Here is a 16,390-nt window from a genome sequence, read left to right on the forward strand (position 1 = left end):
AGGCCGGCACTGACGAAACACTGTCCATGAGGTACCCCCTGTGACACCCGCAATGCCTCACCAGGGCGCCGCCGGCATCGCCACCGCCGTCGCCGAAAGCGTGCAATACCAAGGCCGCAAGACTGCCCGCCAGGGCAGCGAGCAGCGTCGCCAACTTATCCTCGACGCCGCCATGCGCATCGTCGTGCGCGATGGCGTACGCGGTGTGCGCCATCGCGCCGTCGCCGCCGAGGCCGGTGTGCCATTGTCGGCCACCACCTACTACTTCAAGGATATCGAGGACCTGCTCACCGATACCTTTGCCCAGTACGTCGAACGCAGCGCCGCCTACATGGCCAAGCTGTGGGCCAATACCGAGGTGGTGTTGCGCCAGTTGCTGGCCCAGGGTGACGGCAGCCCGCAGGCGCGGGCACGTCTGGCTGACGAGGTAGCACGCATGACTGCCGACTACGTGCAGCGACAGTTGCTGACCCGCCGTGATTTTCTGATGGCCGAGCAGGCCTTCCGCCAGGAGGCGCTGCTGTGCCCGCGCCTGGCTCAACTGGTGTGCGCCCATGAACAGATCCTGCTGCATGGCACCCGCCAATTGCTGCAGGTGGTGGGCTCGCAGCAACCGGAACAGGACGCCCAAATGTTGACGGCGATTATCGAGCAGATGGAATATCAGGGCCTGCTCAAGGATGCGAACGCGCAAGCCGATGGGCAGATGCTCGCTATGCTTAGCCGATACCTGCAGCTGGTGCTGGCATCGGCCTGAGCCGAGACCGACTTTTCAAGGAGAACCTGATGAAAGCCTGGCGTGTGGTGTTGTTGACTTTGTCATTCCTGCTGCTGGGCGGTTGTCTGGTGACCTTCCACGAGCCGTTGCCGAGCAACCAGGCGGCGCCCAAGGCCCTGCTCGGCAAGTGGAGCAGCAAGGACGCCTGGGGCGAGCCGCTGAAGCTGGTGATCAGCCGTAGCGGCGGTGATGCCTACAAGGCGGTGGCCACGGCCAAGGGCAAGGCCCCTGAGGAATACGTGTTCACCGTGTCGCGCCACGGTAACCGCTGGTACCTGTCGGCTGGCGTGCCGAAGCGCCTGGGTGGCAACTTCCTGATCGGCGGTTTCGATATCGTCGATGGCAAGGAACTGGTGGTCTACAACCTGGATGTCGAGCAGGTGCAGCAGGCGGTGGACAAGAAGGAGCTGACCGGGCGCAGCACCGAAGTGCCGGAAGACAACGGCGACGGCGTGCTGATCGACAGCCCGTCGGCGCGGGTGCTGGCGTACCTGGACGACCCGGCCAACTCCGACCTGTTCGTTGAAGTGGCACGGTTCCAGCGCTCCGGCAAGTAATTACCTGTGCCGGCCCAGGTCCCCTGTAGGAGCAGCCTTGTGCTGCGAAGAGGCTAGTACGGCGAACCATTTCAGTTGCCGCTAATGACCTCTTCGCAGCACAAGGCTGCTCCTACAGGAACCGAGGCCGGTACAGGCAAAGCAAGGCTTGGCACTTTGTTCCAATAAGGAGTCCCCGGTGGACGAATACCAGCAAACCATCCGTGCCCTGTCCGACCGCATCGTTGCGGCACAGACCCCGATCCGGGTTCTGGACGCGGTGAAGTGGGACGACAACATCCGCCAGGGTTTCCTCAAGGCCAAGGGCAAGGAGCCGCCGGCTGTCGACCGTGCCTACTACCAGTCGCGCCCGCTGGCGTTCGATTCCAGCGCGGTCAAGGCCGAGTTTCAGGGCATCGAGCGCGACATCATTCGCCAGCTCGGCCAGTTCAACCCGGTCGGGCAGATCATGAAGCGCATGTGCCGCGAATACCGCATGGTGGTGCGCATGCTCGAAGCGCGTGGCACCGAGGATTTCGGGCTGATCTCCCAGGAACTGTACGGCGCTGCCTCGGATGCCTTCCACGCTGGTGATCCGACCTTGGCCGACCTCGGCCTGATGCTGTCGGACTACCTGAACAACATCGATGGCCGTGGCGACCTCAAGGACGAACCGAAGAACCTCACCGCCAAGGAGGCCGTGGAAATCCTCCAGCACCGGTTGAACAAGGTATTCGGCGAGGCCGAGGAGACCATCCGTGTGTTCGAGTCCGACGGTATCGTTGCCGATGCCGCGGCCGGGGCCGACTACATCAAGGTGCGTGCCGACGCCATGTTCAACTCCCGTGACGTGCGCGCCCTGGAGGTGCACGAAGGGCTGGTGCATGTCGGCACCACGCTCAACGGCCTGAACCAGCCGATCTGTACCTTCCTGGCCAAGGGCCCGCCCTCGTCGACGGTCACCCAGGAAGGCCTGGCCATCCTCATGGAGGTGATCGCCTTCGCCTCCTACCCCAGCCGCCTGCGCAAGCTCACCAACCGCACCCGCGCCATCCACATGGTCGAGGAGGGTGCCGATTTCATGCAGATCTACAACTTCTTCCGCGAGCAGGGGTTCGAGATGGCGCAGAGCTACAGCAACGCCAGCCGGGTGTTCCGCGGGTCGGTGCCCAATGGCCTGCCATTTACCAAGGACTTGTCCTACCTCAAAGGCTTCATCATGGTTTACAACTACATTCAGTTGGCCGTGAAGAAGGGCAAGCTTGAACAGATCCCGTTGCTGTTCTGTGGCAAGACCACCCTGGAAGACATGCGTACCCTGCGACAGCTGGTCGAGGAAGGCCTGGTCGAGCCGCCCAAGTACCTGCCCGAGCAGTTCCGCGACCTCAATGCGCTGTCGGCCTGGATGTGCTTCTCCAACTTCCTCAACCACCTGAGCCTGGACCGTATTGAAGCCGATTACGCGAACATTCTCTGAGTGCTGCCGCCTGCTGGCCCTGGGTTTGATCCTGCTGGGCCTGGGCGGTTGCAGCAGCCTGCTGTTCTATCCCGAGCGCGGCCAGCCGTTCACGCCCGAGCGGGCCAGGCTCGAGTACCGCGATGTCACCTTGATCACTGCTGATGGCATCCGCCTGCACGGCTGGTGGTTGCCGGCCAAGACCGGGGTCGAGGTCAAGGGCACGGTGCTGCACCTGCATGGCAATGGCGGCAACCTGCCTGGGCACCTGGGCGGCAGCTACTGGCTGCCGGAGCAGGGCTACCAGGTGTTGATGATCGATTACCGCGGCTATGGCCTGTCCCAGGGCGAGCCGAGCCTGCCCGAGGTGTACCAGGACATCGCCGCGGCCATGGCCTGGCTGGAGCAGGCGCCCGAAGTCAAGGGCAAGCCGCTGGTGCTGCTGGGGCAGAGCCTTGGCGGGGCCATGGCCATTCACTACCTGGCGGCCCACCCGGAGCAGCGCCAGCGTTTCAGTGCTTTGGTATTCGACGGTGTGCCGGCCAGTTACCGTGCGGTCGGGCGCTTTGCCCTCAGCACCTCGTGGATGACCTGGCCGCTGCAGGTGCCGCTGTCGTGGCTGGTGCCGGACGGTGACAGCGCGATCCGCTCGATCGAGCAGCTGAGCAGCCCGCCCAAGCTGTTCTTCCACAGCATCGACGATACCCTGGTGCCGATGGACAACGGCATCCGCCTGTACCAGCACGCGCCAGCGCCGCGGGTGCTGCAACTGACCCGTGGTGGCCACGTGCAGACCTTCGCCGACCCGACCTGGCGCCAGGTTATGCTGCGTTTTCTTGACGACCCCAGCCATTTCAACGGCCTGCGGCGGCTGGCCGAAGTGCCCAATTACCCTGACGAGAAGAACAAGCAATGAGTGAAGAACGCAACGCCATCCCGCTGATCCTGACCGGTATCGGCAGCATCATCGTGACGGTGGGGGCCTTGTGGTACTACGGTTACCTGCATTTCGCCAAGCCCGAAGATGCCCTGTTGCTGCAGGACTTCACCATGCTCAAGACCATCCCCGGCGAGGACTACAAGGTCTCGCTGGACCCGGCACCACAAATGGCCCAGTGCGTCGACGGCGTGTTGGTGCTGTTCGATACCCAGCAGAAAGGCCTGACAGGGGTGCTGGTGGACAACCGCAAGCGCGCGGTGCGTTGCATGGGCGAGGAAACCCCGCAGCAGGTGCAGTGAGCCATCATCTCTGCTGCCTGTGCTGGCCCTTTCGCGGCTGAAGCCGCTCCTACAGGGACCGCGCCAGTCCCTGTGGGAGCGGCTTCAGCCGCGAAAGGGTCGGAACAGGCAAAAGAAAGCCCCGCTTCGATCGCGGGGCTTGTCAGTTCAGCTAGCCAGCCTTACTGCTGTACCTGGCTCACAGAGCGAGGTGCCACCGGTTGGTTGTCGTTGGAGATGGTCACCTCCACCCGGCGGTTCTGCGCACGCCCCGAATTGCTCGAGTTGTCCGCGACGGGGTACTCCTTGCCATAGCCCTGGGCGACGATGCGCGCCGGGTCGACGCCGGCACGTACCAGTGCCATGCGTACGCTGTTGGCGCGGCGCTCCGACAGGCCCTGGTTGTAGTTGGCCGAGCCGACGCTGTCGGTGTAACCCTCGACGATCACCTTGCGTTCCGGGTTTTCCTGGAGGAATTGCGCCAGCTTGGTGACGTTCGGGTAGGCGTTGCTCTTGAGTTCGGCCTTGTTGAAGTCGAACAGCACGTCTCCGAAGGTGACCAGCGTGCCGCGGTCGGTCTGCTTGGCGTTGAGGCTGTCCTGCAGCTTGGCGATCTGTGCGTCGCGTGCGTCAAGCTTGGCCTGGGCGCGCTGGGCCGAAGCGTTCTTCAGTTCGCTTTCGGCAGTGCGCAGGGCGATGGTCTGCTTGGCCACTTCGACGCGCTGGTTGGTCAGGTAGGCCAATTGGTCGACCTTCTTCTCGTCTTCACGGTCCATGTAGGCCTTGTCGGCCTTGTTCAGCCAGTCCTGGGCGTCCTTGGTCTCCAGCGCCGCAACCTTGCTCGATTGCGGGTCGCTCTGCAGCGAGGAGAAGTTGGTGCGGGCCGATTCGAGGTTGGCGTTAGGGTCGTGCGAGCAGGCGGCAAGGCCGACGCTCAGGGCCAGCAGGGCGGGAATCATGACGTAGTTGCGCATAGTGTTCATCCTTTGATCGTGTGCGAAGACCGAGGTGGGCAGGGCAGGGCTCACTGAGCGCTGCGCAGGCCTTCCTCACGTACGTCCTGAACGCCCTGGCGGGCATCCTGCACGGCCTTCTGGGCCTTGGCCGCCTGGGCTTTGCGTTCGGCGAGGCGGGCGTCCCATTCGGCCTGTTCGGCCAGGCGCCTGGCGTCGTCGTACTTCTTGTCATGCATGGCGATCTCGGCCTGCTTGAACTTGTCCTGGGCCGCTTTCATTTCCACGGCGGCGAACTCGGTGCCGCCAGCGCTGACGGCCGAGTTCACGGCGGACTGGGTGACTGCATACTGCTCGGTGGGCGGGTTGCCCGCACAGCCGGCCAGGACCAGGCTGCTGCCCAAGGCCAGCGCTGCCAGCTTGAACCCGCGCACATGAGTGGATGAGGGTTTGTAGATGCGGGTGTTCTTGGTGGTCAGTTCCATTGGATTACTCCTGTTTACGACGTTGTCCGTAGCAGTCCATCGCTCGTTCCCTGACACGTGCGCGCGCTTCAGCTCAACGGTGCACAACGGCAGGTGTGCAGGGTTTTAGCGTGATGGCTATTGGCTGTGACTGACGCGTTTTTCGGATAGTTCAGAAAAATTTGATCATGTTTGGGGTTTGTGGCGCCTGGGAGATCGAGCGCCGCCCGCGCGGCGCTTCGCAGCGCAAGGCTGCTCCTACATCTGTTTCGGGCCAGTCACGCCTGTGCCAGTGCACGCGACCACCTTGTTCGTACAACGCGATATCGAGCCATGCGCCAAAGCATTCGCGCACAAACCTCACAGGAATAATTGGCCCGAAATAGATGTAGGAGCAGCCTTGCGCTGCGAAGCGCCGCGCGGGCGGCGCTCGATCTCCCGGGCGCCGCAAAACTCATGACCTACACCTTAGCTATTCGCTATCGGCCCCTGGGTTGCTCAGGGCGTGCAGATGCTGTCGCGACAGTGACAGAAAGCGCGGAGTAGGGCCGATGTCCTCGTACAGCGGGTCGCCTTCCTCGTCGGTGGCAATGACCTGGCGGCCTTGCACATAGGGGAAGCTGGCTTCCAGTTCCTCGAGGGCTGCCGCGACCAGCTCACCGAGCAGTTCCTCGGCGGTGCGCTTGGGGTACATGTCGATCAGCGCGGCCAGTCGCGCTTCGGACTCAAGGTCCAGATGCAGGACATGGCCCGTGGGGCTGAGGGTGCCGGCGGCATTCTGTTCCCAGTGCTGGGCGAGTTCACGGATTTTCATGCTGACCTCTGTTGACGCCTGAAAGGGCTGCAATGCATGGGATTGTCGTGCTTTCACTTTAGTTTGCTTTGGCCGATCACGGCTTGCCATCGGCGCCTGGCTGTGGGCACTCTTGGAGCGAATACCGCGCTCCCACAGGGGATCGCGTAAAGGCTGAAAAAGGGATGCAATGCGCCAGAGCCGCGCCGGAGAGAGGGCCAATGACCGATATCGATGTGCGTTTGCGTGAAGATGTCCATGTGTTGGGTGAACTGCTTGGCGATACCATTCGCCTGCAGCATGGCGAGGCGTTCCTGCAGAAGATCGAGGACATCCGTCACAGTGCCAAGGCCGACCGCCGTAGCGCCGGCGAGCAACTGAGCTCGACCCTGGCGGACCTGGCCGATGAAGACTTGCTGCCCGTGGCCAGGGCCTTCAACCAGTTCCTCAACCTGGCCAACATGGCCGAGCAGTACCAGTTGATCCGCCGCCGCGACGCCGACCAGCCCGAGCCGTTCGAGGCCCGGGTGCTGCCCGAGCTGCTGGCGCGCCTGAAGCAGGCCGGGCACAGCAATGATGCCCTGGCCCGGCAATTGGCCAAGCTCGACATCCAACTGGTGCTCACTGCGCACCCCACCGAAGTGGCTCGCCGCACCCTGATCCAGAAGTACGACGCCATCGCCGGCCAACTGGCTGCCCAGGACCACCGCGACCTGACCCCGGGGGAACGCCAGCAGGTGCGCGAGCGCCTGCGCCGGCTGATCGCCGAGGCCTGGCACACCGAAGAAATCCGCCGCACCCGACCGACGCCGGTAGATGAAGCCAAGTGGGGCTTCGCGGTGATCGAGCATTCGCTGTGGCACGCCATCCCCAGCCACTTGCGCAAGGTCGACAAGGCCCTGCTGGAGGCTACCGGCCTGCGCCTGCCGCTGGAGGCGGCGCCGATCCGCTTCGCCTCGTGGATGGGCGGTGACCGTGATGGCAACCCCAACGTGACCGCAGCGGTCACCCGCGAAGTCCTCCTGCTGGCGCGCTGGATGGCTGCCGACCTGTTCCTGCGCGACATCGATGCGCTGGCTTCCGAGTTGTCCATGCAGCAGGCCGACGATGCGCTGCGCGAGCAGGTCGGCGACAGTGCCGAACCCTACCGCTCCCTGCTCAAGCAACTGCGCGATCGCCTGCGAGCAACGCGCGCGTGGGCGCATTCGGCATTGACCAGCAGCCAGCCGGCCAGCGCCGAGGTGCTGGTGGACAACCGCGACCTGATCGCGCCGCTGGAGCTGTGCTACCAGTCCCTGCACGCCTGCGGCATGGGTGTGATCGCCGAAGGCCCGTTGCTCGACTGCCTGCGCCGCGCCGTGACCTTTGGCCTGTTCCTGGGCCGCCTGGACGTGCGCCAGGACGCCGCTCGCCACCGTGATGCGTTGAGCGAGATTACCGACTACCTGGGCCTGGGGCGTTATGCCGACTGGGATGAAGAGCAGCGCATCGAGTTCCTCCAGGCCGAGCTGAAAAACCGCCGGCCACTGCTGCCCGCGCACTTCAAGCCGCAGGCCGATACCGCCGAGGTACTGGCCACCTGCCGGGAAATTGCCGCTGCGCCGGCCGCCTCGCTGGGCTCTTACGTCATCTCGATGGCCGGTGCTGCCTCGGATGTGCTGGCGGTGCAGTTGCTGCTCAAGGAGGCCGGCCTGACTCGGCCCATGCGCGTGGTGCCGCTGTTCGAGACCCTGGCCGACCTCGACAATGCCGGCCCGGTGATGCAGCGCCTGCTCGGCCTGCCAGGCTACCGCGCGAACCTGCGCGGCCCGCAGGAAGTGATGATCGGCTATTCCGACTCGGCCAAGGACGCTGGTACCACGGCTGCGGCCTGGGCGCAGTACCGGGCCCAGGAAAACCTGGTGCGTATCTGCGCCGAGCACCAGGTCGAGTTGCTGCTGTTCCACGGCCGTGGCGGCACGGTAGGCCGCGGCGGTGGCCCGGCCCACGCGGCGATCCTGTCGCAGCCACCCGGTTCGGTGGCGGGGCGCTTCCGCACCACCGAGCAGGGCGAGATGATTCGCTTCAAGTTCGGCTTGCCGGGCATCGCCGAGCAGAACCTGAACCTGTACCTGGCCGCCGTGCTCGAAGCCACCTTGTTGCCACCGCCACCACCACAGCCGGCCTGGCGCGAGGTGATGGACCAACTGGCCGCCGATGGCGTCAAGGCCTACCGCGGCGTGGTGCGGGAGAACCCCGATTTTGTCGAGTACTTCCGCCAGTCCACCCCGGAGCAGGAACTGGGGCGCCTGCCGCTGGGCAGCCGCCCGGCCAAGCGCCGCGCCGGTGGCATCGAAAGCCTGCGGGCCATCCCGTGGATCTTCGGCTGGACCCAGACCCGCCTGATGCTGCCAGCCTGGCTTGGTTGGGAAACGGCATTGAACAATGCACTGGCGCGTGGCCAGGGTGAACTGCTGGCACAGATGCGCGAGCAATGGCCGTTCTTCCGCACCCGCATCGACATGCTCGAGATGGTGTTGGCCAAGGCCGATGCGCAGATCGCCGAGGCCTACGACGAACGTCTAGTGCAACCGCACCTGCTGCCTTTGGGTGCGCACCTGCGCGACCTATTGTCGCAGTCCTGCCAGGTGGTACTGGGCCTTACCGGGCAGCCGGTGCTACTGGCGCACAGCCCCGAGACGCTGGAATTCATCAGCCTGCGCAATACCTACCTGGACCCGTTGCACCGCCTGCAGGCCGAGTTGCTGGCCCGCTCGCGCAGCCGCGAAGCCGCTCTGGACAGCCCGTTGGAGCAGGCCTTGCTGGTGACTGTGGCGGGTATTGCAGCCGGCCTGCGCAATACCGGCTGAAGGTAGGCCCGGGGAGCACCGGGCAGGTGCAGTGCGGGGGATGCAAGTGGGCGAAGAGGGTGGTTGCGCCGGGCGCAACCGCCTGCCAGGCCAGCCGTAGGTGGCGCAATCCTGCAACTTTGGGACGCTTGTCTGGCTGCCGGGCGCTGTGTATCTTGAGCAGCCTTCTGACCGATTTATGGTCATACCCGATTTTCCGGACTTGGCCCTGGTCGCCGAATCCATTGAATTTCATAACAAAATTTGAGGAGCACGAGATGCGCGTAATTCTGCTGGGAGCTCCCGGGGCCGGTAAAGGTACTCAGGCAAAGTTCATCACCGAAAAGTTCGGTATACCCCAGATTTCCACCGGTGACATGCTGCGTGCCGCCGTCAAGGCTGGTACCCCGCTGGGCCTGGAACTGAAGAAAGTCATGGATGCCGGCCAGCTGGTCTCCGACGAGTTGATCATCAGCCTGGTCAAGGAGCGCATCGCCCAGCCTGATTGCGCCAAGGGCTGCCTGTTCGACGGCTTCCCACGCACCATCCCGCAAGCCGAAGCCATGGTCGCTGCCGGTGTCGACATCGACGCCGTGGTCGAAATCGCCGTGGACGACGAGGAAATCGTCGGCCGCATGGCTGGCCGCCGCGTGCACCTGGCTTCGGGCCGCACCTACCACATTCAGTACAACCCGCCGAAAGTGGAAGGCAAGGACGACGAGACTGGTGAAGACCTGATCCAGCGTGATGACGACAAGGAAGAGACCGTTCGCCATCGCCTGTCGGTTTACCACAGCCAGACCAAGCCGCTGGTGGACTTCTACCAGAAGCTGTCGGCCGCCAATGCCGGCAAGCCGAAGTACAGCCACATCGAAGGCGTCGGCTCGGTCGAAGCCATCACCGCCAAGGTCCTGGCAGCCCTGAGCTGATCCAGCACCCGACGCACCTCGACAACGGCCCGCTTGCGGGCCGTTGTCGTTTGTGGCCCTGTTGCCAAATGCGATCCCTGTAGGAGCGGCCTTGTGTCGCGATGGGGCGCGCAGCGGCCCCAAAAACTCAGCTTCGCCGCGAAAATTGCAGGGGCCGCTTTGCGGCCCATCGCGACACAAGGCCGCTCCTACAGGGACCGCGCCAGCCGAGCGGGCAATGGCCGTACAGCTGCCCCTTCGGGACACAACGCCGCCGCTGCTCTATACTGCCGCTCTTTTCCCCCTAGTACCTGGATACCCGTTCGATGACCACCCTCCTGGCCCTGGATACCGCCACCGAAGCCTGTTCCGTCGCACTTTTGCATGACGGCAAGGTAACCAGCCATTACGAGGTGATCCCGCGCATGCATGCCCAGAAGCTGCTGCCGATGATCAAGCAGCTGCTGGCCGAGTCCGGCGTGGCGCTGAATGCGCTGGATGCCATCGCCTTTGGCCGTGGGCCGGGCGCTTTCACCGGCGTGCGCATTGCCATCGGGGTGGTCCAGGGCCTGGCCTTCGCACTGGAACGCCCGGTTTTGCCGGTGTCCAACCTGGCCGCGCTGGCCCAGGGCGCGTTGCGTGAACACGGTGTACAGCAAGTGGCGGCCGCCATTGATGCGCGCATGGATGAAGTGTATTGGGGCTGCTATCAGGCCACCGAAGGTGAAATGCGCCTGGTCGGCCAGGAGGCAGTGCTGCCGCCCGAGCAGGTGGCGCTGCCGGTGGGCAGCGCTGGCGAGTGGTTCGGCGCCGGTACCGGTTGGGGTTATGCCGAGCGCCTGGCGGTGCAGGTGGCCGCCAGCAATGCCAGTGCCTTGCCCAACGCCCTGGACATCCTCAGCCTGGCCAGCTTTGCCTGGGCGCGTGGCGAGGCGATCGTTGCCGAACAGGCGCAACCGGTCTACCTGCGCGATAATGTAGCGACACCCAAGAAGCGCTGAGTGTTGTTCGTCGGTTATCGCCGATGACACTAAAACCTTTTGCGCGATCTGTGGTCCAGTTATCACTCGAGCATTAGCGATGGAACCCTGATGCTGCTAAATTGCCATCATTGGTTCTGAGTGCTCATGCCATGCGTATCGACGGTTTCTCATCGCAGTCCTATCCGATCAAGCGCACGCCGCGCAAGGCAGCTGTGCGTGACGAGGCCATCGATGATGCCGAGGTGATCGAGGAGGTCGAGACCGCCCCTCAGGAAACCACCGCTCGCCGTCGCAGTGGTGGCCTGCCAGCGCGCCAGCAGGACATGATCTTCCCCCGCGCCCGTGACCGCCGCACCGCTACCGCATTGGCCAGCTACCTGAGCACTGCCGGTTTTACCGACTGGGACATGGAAGTACTGGGGCTCGACCTGTACATTTAGTGGATGAGTCCATCACCACTGCCTTATTTTCTCGGTTGCCCGTCATGGAGCGAAAACGCCTGGCGCGACTACCTGTATCCCGCCGACGCCAACAGCGGTGAAATGCTCGGCTACTACAGCCAGGTGTTCAACGCCGTCGAGGGCAACACCACTTTCTACGCACGCCCCGCACCCGGCACCATTGCGCGCTGGGCGCAGATCATGCCCGAACACTTCCGCTTCACTGCCAAGTTCCCCCGGGACATCAGCCATGAAGGCGACCTGCGCGATCAGCTGGAACCGGCCTTTGACTTCACCCGCCTGATGGCCCCGCTGGGACAGCGCGTAGCGCCGTACTGGCTGCAGTTGCCGGCCCAGTTCAGCCCAGCACGGCTGGGCGAGCTTTGCCACTTCCTTGACGAAGTCGGAGTGCCGGTGGCCGTGGAGGTGCGTAACCAGGCTTTCTTCGCCAAGGGTGAAGAAGAGCGGTTGCTCAACCGCCTGCTGCATGAGCGCGGTGTGGAGCGTATCTGCCTGGACCCGCGCGCCTTGTTCAGTTGCACCTCTCGTGACCCTGCCGTGCTGCATGCGCAGGCTAAGAAGCCCAAGGTACCGCCTCGCCCGGCAGCCTTCAGCCAGCACCCGCAGGTGCGCTTCATCGGCCACCCGCAGCTGGAGGCCAACGAGGCCTTCCTTACCCCCTGGGTGGACAAGGTCGCCGCCTGGATCGAGGAAGGCCGCAACCCATACATCTTCCTGCACACCTCGGACAACCGCCTGGCCGCGGCGCTGGCCCAGCGCTTTCATCAACGCCTGATGCAGCGCCTGCCGGGCCTTGCCGCGTTGCCGGAATTGTCGCGCACCCCCGAGGTCGAACAACTGGGGCTACTCTGACCTTTCCCTGACTGCCGGAGGTTGAACCATGGATGTGCAAACCCTGCGAGCCGAAGCCTTCAAGGCCCTGCACGAGCGCGACAGCGCCTTCGTCATCCCCAACCCGTGGGATGCCGGCTCGGCCAAGTTGCTGGCCAGCCTGGGCTTCGAGGCGCTGGCCACCACCAGTGCAGGCTTGGCTTTCAGCCTGGGCCGTCCGGACGCCGAAGGCGCCTTGAGCCTGGACGATACCCTTGATAATGCCGGGGAGATCGTCGATGCCACCCCGCTGCCGGTGGCCGCTGACCTGGAGAACGGCTTTGGTGACCTGCCCGAAGATTGTGCCCAGACCATCCTGCGCGCTGCCGAGGCTGGCCTGGTAGGCGGTTCCATCGAAGATGCCAGTGGCCGCAGTGAAGCGCCCATCTACGACTTCGGGCTGGCCGTGGAGCGCATTCGTGCAGCTGTGCAGGCAGCGCGTAGCCTGTCGTTCCCGTTCACCCTGTGCGCCCGGGCAGAGAACCTGCTGCACGGGCGCATGGACCTGGACGACACCATCCTGCGCCTGCAGGCCTATGCCGAGGCCGGTGCTGATGTGCTGTACGCGCCAGGGCTGCGCACTGTCGAGGAAATCCGCGCGGTGGTGCAGGCCCTCGCGCCGCGGCCGGTGAATGTGCTGATGGGCATGGCGGGCGTGCCGCTGAGCGTCAACCAGTTGCAGGACCTGGGTGTACGCCGCATCAGCGTCGGCTCGTCGCTTGCCCGTGCCGCGTTGGGGGCCTTCCACCGGGCCGCGCTGGAGATTCGCGATGAGGGCACCTTCGGCTACGGTGAGCAGGCGCTGCCATTCGCCCAACTCAACGACCTGTTCCGCCGTTGATGAGGGCCGTGCTGGCGTTGCTGGCCGGCCTGTCGTTGCTTGCGGGGCTGGCTTGGCACCTGGGTTGGCGGCTGCCCGCCGCGTGGAACCCGTGGGCGCCGCTGGACGTACGTCAGCCCCCCAACCTGCTGACCCCCTACAAGCTGTCCCGCCTTCGTGATGACCCGACGCTGTGTCGCCTGGCACTTCAAACCAGCCAGCTGCGCTACCGGGCACAGGCCGACAGTTCGGCTACTGCCAACTGCCCATTGCGGAATGTATGGCGTATCGACGGTGGTCAGGCGCGGCTCGGCGGCAGCTTCCTGGCCAGTTGTCCGTTGGCAGTGGCATATGCACTGTTCGAAAACCATGGGCTGCAGCCTGTGGCGCAACGGGTGTTGGGGCAGCCGGTGGCTCAGGTCGACCACCTGGGCAGTTTTGCCTGCCGCAATGTCTACCACCGCAAGCAGGGCCGGCTGAGCCAGCACGCCACGGCCGATGCCCTGGACATCAGTGGCTTTCGCCTGCGGGACGGCCAGCGCATCGTCCTTGCGCGGGACTGGCAGGCGGGCGGGCAGAAAGCGGAATTCCTTCGTCAGGTGCAGCGGGCGGCCTGTGACAGCTTCAGCACGGTACTTGGGCCGGACTACAACGCTGCACACTACAACCACTTTCATGTGGACATGGGCCGCTGGCAGATCTGTCGCTGAGCGTGGGCGCGTTCAGGCGTGGGCGCGCACGTTGTTAAGCACCACCGGGCGTGCCCAGTGGATGTCGAACTCCAGGTCGTTCTGTTGCTTGGCCAGGGTGGCGTCATCGAACGGTTCGGGCGCCGGGTCCAGCAGGTTGGTCTCGAACTCGGCGATCGGCAGGAACAGCGAGCGCGGAGCAGGGCCGGGGCCGGGCTCGGCAATCGGGTGACCTTGGCTCATCACCACCGGGCGTAGCCAGCTGTTGCTGATATCGAGCTGGCGCTGCTGCTCGATCAGCTCGACTGCGCTGAACGGCTCGGGGGCGGGCGGCAGCAGGTTGGCTTCGAGTTCTGCCTTGGGCAGGAACAGTGGCTCGGGCGGTGCCACGATGGTGTCATGCACCGGGCAGGCACGCTGGGCGTCGATCAGGGCTAGCGCCCGGGCGCCGCCGATCGGCTCGCCACTGCTCTGGTCGTATTGCACGAACGACTGGCTGACGCTGTCTACGGGCTCTTCCTGCTGCTCGGCCATGGCCCGGGCAAAGAAATCCTGCCACAGGTGGCTGACGCCCCCGAGTGCCTGAGTGTTGTGCTGACTGTAGTTGCCGACAGGCGACAGGTAGGTCAAGCCGATGGGAAGAGTATCTGACATGGCAGTCGCGCGCGTTGTGCTCTGGCAGAATAGCGGGATATTGCCTGTATCGGCCGAAGTAGCCGATACATTAAGGGCTGGGTTTAATTTCTAGGTGTGAATGATGGAAGAGCAGGGCACAGGTATCCGGGTCGAGGCGCTGTCGGCTGAATTCGAGGCGCAAGCCGCTGCGTGGGCACAGCGCCTGGAGTTGCCGCTGCAGGACGATGCTGCCGGGTTTGCCGTACAGGTGGGCGTCGATGGCTTGCAGATCCAGCAATTGGGCCCGCAGGCACCGGGGCCGGTGCGGGTGGACTTTGTCGAAGGCCAGGCCGCGCACCGGCGCCTGTTCGGTGGTGGCAACGGGCAGATGATCGCCAAGGCGGTGGGCATTGCCCAGGGCGTGCGTCCGCAGGTGCTGGATGCCACTGCCGGGCTGGGCAAGGACGCGTTCGTGCTGGCCAGCCTGGGCTGCCAGATGACCCTGATCGAACGCCAGCCGCTGATTGCCGCGCTGCTGGAGGACGGCCTGGCGCGGGCCCGTGCGGATGAAGAGGTGGGGCCGATCGTGGGGCGCATGCGCCTGCTGACCGGCAACGCCATCGAGCGCATGCGCGCCTGGGAAGGCGAGGCGCCCCAAGTGATCTACCTCGACCCGATGTTCCCGCACCGGGACAAGAGTGCGCTGGTGAAGAAGGAAATGCGTGTGTTCCGCCCGTTGGTCGGTGATGACCTGGATGCCCCGGCCCTGCTCGAAGCCGCCTTGGCGCTGGCCAGCCACCGGGTGGTGGTGAAGCGGCCGCGCAAGGCGCCGATCATCGACGGGCCGAAGCCGAGCCATAGCCTGGAGGGCAAGTCGAGCCGGTATGATATTTATCCGAAGAAAGCGTTAAAGGCTTAGCCATTACGCAGGCGGCGCAAGCGTACCTGCATATCCTCCATTAGCAGACCCTCCGGTATCATATTGATAAGCGATTGTGGTGTCGGAGGGGCTAGTAGCTCTTCAGCAAGTTTGCCGGTTGTATTTTTCGGGGCGTTGTCAATAAGTTCTTTAATAATGTCTGGATTATATCGGTTGTGCTCGTCGAGCACTAGATTGTCCAGTTTTCTGCGTTGTCCTTGGAGAATATCATTTTTGGCGATGGTATTGTTTACTGTGCTCTGCTCGCCGTTTGAAATAGCCCAGTTCAGCTCATCTATCACTTGCTTTTCGCGTTTTGCGATTGATTTTTTTAAAGCCTTGTATTCGTTTTTAGAAAGTGTAGGGTTTCTTTCCTCCAATCGTGGCGCAAGCTTTTCGTATGAATATCCACCACGTTTCCATTTGAAAATGGATCTGAAAGATTTACCACTAGGGTCTACTCTGTTTATGGGGTCGTTGGCGCAGTAGGCATAGGCATTGATACCACCTCTATCAAACGGCGACAAACTGTCCGGGCTGTGGAAACGCATTATTCCAGGGTTGAAAAGGCGGTGGCCATTACCTAGTAAGTAACCTATTCCAGAAGCCAACAAACTCTGGCCCGTGAAGCGGGATAACAATGAGCTGCCAAGTGAGTAACTGTCTTTGCCAAAGGGGCTGTAGGCAATGGTGGTCTGGCCTTGCGAATTGATTGCGACTGTTGAATCTTGTGCATCGGTGGCCAGTAGTCGTTTTTGCGCAGTTTTACTATTCGTTTCGCACAGGTTCTGGTGGTTGGCGCTGACCACTGTGTGGTGAGCACCGCTCGTATGCAATACCGAGAGTTTGCTGCCCTTGTAAAAGAGCTTGAGTGCTTGCAATCGCATGGTGGTGACGCTCATGTGCAGGGTGTGCATGCGAGCCTGTCACGAAGATGCCTGATTGGATACTGGCAAAACTGTCAGGTAAGTGTGCTGGTTTCCAGCACGGTGATTGACGGACGCGTTCCTGCAGGCACTATGCCGCCTTTGAAGGCCGCGCTGGGCCTGTGGGAGCGTTTTACCCGCGAAGAAGCTGACGTGGTGGATGGCACCGGCTT

18 protein-coding genes are annotated in these 16,390 nt (G+C 63.5%); 13 read left to right on the top strand and 5 right to left on the bottom strand.

Annotated features, from left to right (window positions below; translation table 11 throughout):
* Positions 1 to 52: 52 nt before the first annotated feature.
* The 5 genes from E5221_RS06065 (at position 53) to E5221_RS06085 (ending at position 4,009) form a co-directional block, all read left to right on the top strand.
* Complete coding sequence (locus E5221_RS06065; RefSeq protein ID WP_061550997.1) at positions 53 to 757, top strand: TetR family transcriptional regulator; 705 nt, start codon at positions 53 to 55, stop codon at positions 755 to 757.
* A gap of 29 nt (positions 758 to 786) precedes the next feature.
* Positions 787 to 1,335 carry a hypothetical protein gene (locus tag E5221_RS06070; protein WP_003258915.1) on the top strand — a complete coding sequence of 183 codons (549 nt, stop codon included), beginning with the start codon at positions 787 to 789 and terminating at the stop codon, positions 1,333 to 1,335.
* 178 nt (positions 1,336 to 1,513) lie between these two features.
* Positions 1,514 to 2,791, top strand: a complete 1,278-nt coding sequence (locus E5221_RS06075; protein WP_013971219.1) for a flavohemoglobin expression-modulating QEGLA motif protein — start codon at positions 1,514 to 1,516, stop codon at positions 2,789 to 2,791.
* On the top strand, positions 2,763 to 3,686 hold the full coding sequence (locus tag E5221_RS06080) for an alpha/beta hydrolase (protein ID WP_247847005.1): 924 nt from the start codon (positions 2,763 to 2,765) through the stop codon (positions 3,684 to 3,686). The genes E5221_RS06075 and E5221_RS06080 overlap by 29 nt, the downstream gene beginning before the upstream one ends.
* Entirely contained in the window at positions 3,683 to 4,009 is a 327-nt protein-coding gene (locus E5221_RS06085; protein WP_061550996.1) for a hypothetical protein, read from the top strand. Before E5221_RS06080 ends, E5221_RS06085 begins: the two co-directional genes overlap by 4 nt.
* A gap of 161 nt (positions 4,010 to 4,170) precedes the next feature.
* On the opposite strand, the gene E5221_RS06090 is transcribed toward E5221_RS06085, so the two are convergent.
* The 3 genes from E5221_RS06090 to E5221_RS06100 all read right to left on the bottom strand — a co-directional run bounded on the left by E5221_RS06090 (position 4,171) and on the right by E5221_RS06100 (position 6,219).
* Entirely contained in the window at positions 4,171 to 4,962 is a 792-nt protein-coding gene (locus tag E5221_RS06090) for an OmpA family protein (protein WP_015269164.1), read from the bottom strand.
* Positions 4,963 to 5,012: 50 nt separating this feature from the next.
* A complete protein-coding gene (locus E5221_RS06095; protein WP_003258911.1) occupies positions 5,013 to 5,426 on the bottom strand; it encodes a DUF4398 domain-containing protein in 414 nt (137 codons plus the stop codon).
* 451 nt (positions 5,427 to 5,877) lie between these two features.
* A complete protein-coding gene (locus E5221_RS06100) occupies positions 5,878 to 6,219 on the bottom strand; it encodes a pilin assembly protein (RefSeq protein WP_025337943.1) in 342 nt (113 codons plus the stop codon).
* Between the two features lie 200 nt (positions 6,220 to 6,419).
* On the opposite strand from E5221_RS06100, the gene ppc reads away from it, so the two are divergent.
* The 7 genes from ppc (at position 6,420) to E5221_RS06135 (ending at position 13,778) form a co-directional block, all read left to right on the top strand.
* Entirely contained in the window at positions 6,420 to 9,047 is a 2,628-nt protein-coding gene (ppc, locus tag E5221_RS06105) for a phosphoenolpyruvate carboxylase (protein WP_039612810.1), read from the top strand.
* Between the two features lie 257 nt (positions 9,048 to 9,304).
* The gene (adk, locus tag E5221_RS06110) at positions 9,305 to 9,955 is read left to right on the top strand and encodes an adenylate kinase (RefSeq protein WP_003259830.1); all 651 of its coding nucleotides are present in this window, start codon (positions 9,305 to 9,307) and stop codon (positions 9,953 to 9,955) included.
* Positions 9,956 to 10,260: 305 nt separating this feature from the next.
* Positions 10,261 to 10,935 (top strand): tRNA (adenosine(37)-N6)-threonylcarbamoyltransferase complex dimerization subunit type 1 TsaB, encoded by a 675-nt coding sequence (gene tsaB / locus E5221_RS06115; RefSeq protein ID WP_061550995.1) that lies wholly within the window; start codon positions 10,261 to 10,263, stop codon positions 10,933 to 10,935.
* 131 nt (positions 10,936 to 11,066) lie between these two features.
* Positions 11,067 to 11,357, top strand: coding sequence for a hypothetical protein (locus E5221_RS06120; RefSeq protein ID WP_003259832.1), 291 nt, complete (start codon positions 11,067 to 11,069; stop codon positions 11,355 to 11,357).
* 3 nt (positions 11,358 to 11,360) lie between these two features.
* Entirely contained in the window at positions 11,361 to 12,230 is an 870-nt protein-coding gene (locus E5221_RS06125; protein ID WP_182329128.1) for a DUF72 domain-containing protein, read from the top strand.
* Between the two features lie 28 nt (positions 12,231 to 12,258).
* Positions 12,259 to 13,089: an isocitrate lyase/phosphoenolpyruvate mutase family protein gene (locus tag E5221_RS06130; RefSeq protein WP_039612812.1), complete on the top strand. Its 831-nt coding sequence runs from the start codon at positions 12,259 to 12,261 to the stop codon at positions 13,087 to 13,089.
* On the top strand, positions 13,089 to 13,778 hold the full coding sequence (locus tag E5221_RS06135) for an extensin family protein (protein ID WP_182329129.1): 690 nt from the start codon (positions 13,089 to 13,091) through the stop codon (positions 13,776 to 13,778). Before E5221_RS06130 ends, E5221_RS06135 begins: the two co-directional genes overlap by 1 nt.
* 12 nt (positions 13,779 to 13,790) lie before the next feature.
* Here E5221_RS06135 and E5221_RS06140 read toward each other — a convergent pair whose 3' ends face one another.
* A complete protein-coding gene (locus tag E5221_RS06140) occupies positions 13,791 to 14,411 on the bottom strand; it encodes a hypothetical protein (RefSeq protein ID WP_039612814.1) in 621 nt (206 codons plus the stop codon).
* A 103-nt stretch (positions 14,412 to 14,514) separates the two neighbouring features.
* On the opposite strand from E5221_RS06140, the gene E5221_RS06145 reads away from it, so the two are divergent.
* Positions 14,515 to 15,291, top strand: coding sequence for a class I SAM-dependent methyltransferase (locus tag E5221_RS06145; protein ID WP_024086389.1), 777 nt, complete (start codon positions 14,515 to 14,517; stop codon positions 15,289 to 15,291).
* On the opposite strand, the gene E5221_RS06150 is transcribed toward E5221_RS06145, so the two are convergent.
* The gene (locus E5221_RS06150) at positions 15,288 to 16,193 is read right to left on the bottom strand and encodes an RHS repeat-associated core domain-containing protein (protein ID WP_247847006.1); all 906 of its coding nucleotides are present in this window, start codon (positions 16,191 to 16,193) and stop codon (positions 15,288 to 15,290) included. The genes E5221_RS06145 and E5221_RS06150 overlap by 4 nt on opposite strands.
* Positions 16,194 to 16,390: the final 197 nt, after the last annotated feature.

The sequence above is a fragment of the Pseudomonas sp. A2 genome (genome assembly GCF_023100865.1).
GTDB lineage: Bacteria > Pseudomonadota > Gammaproteobacteria > Pseudomonadales > Pseudomonadaceae > Aquipseudomonas > Aquipseudomonas asiatica.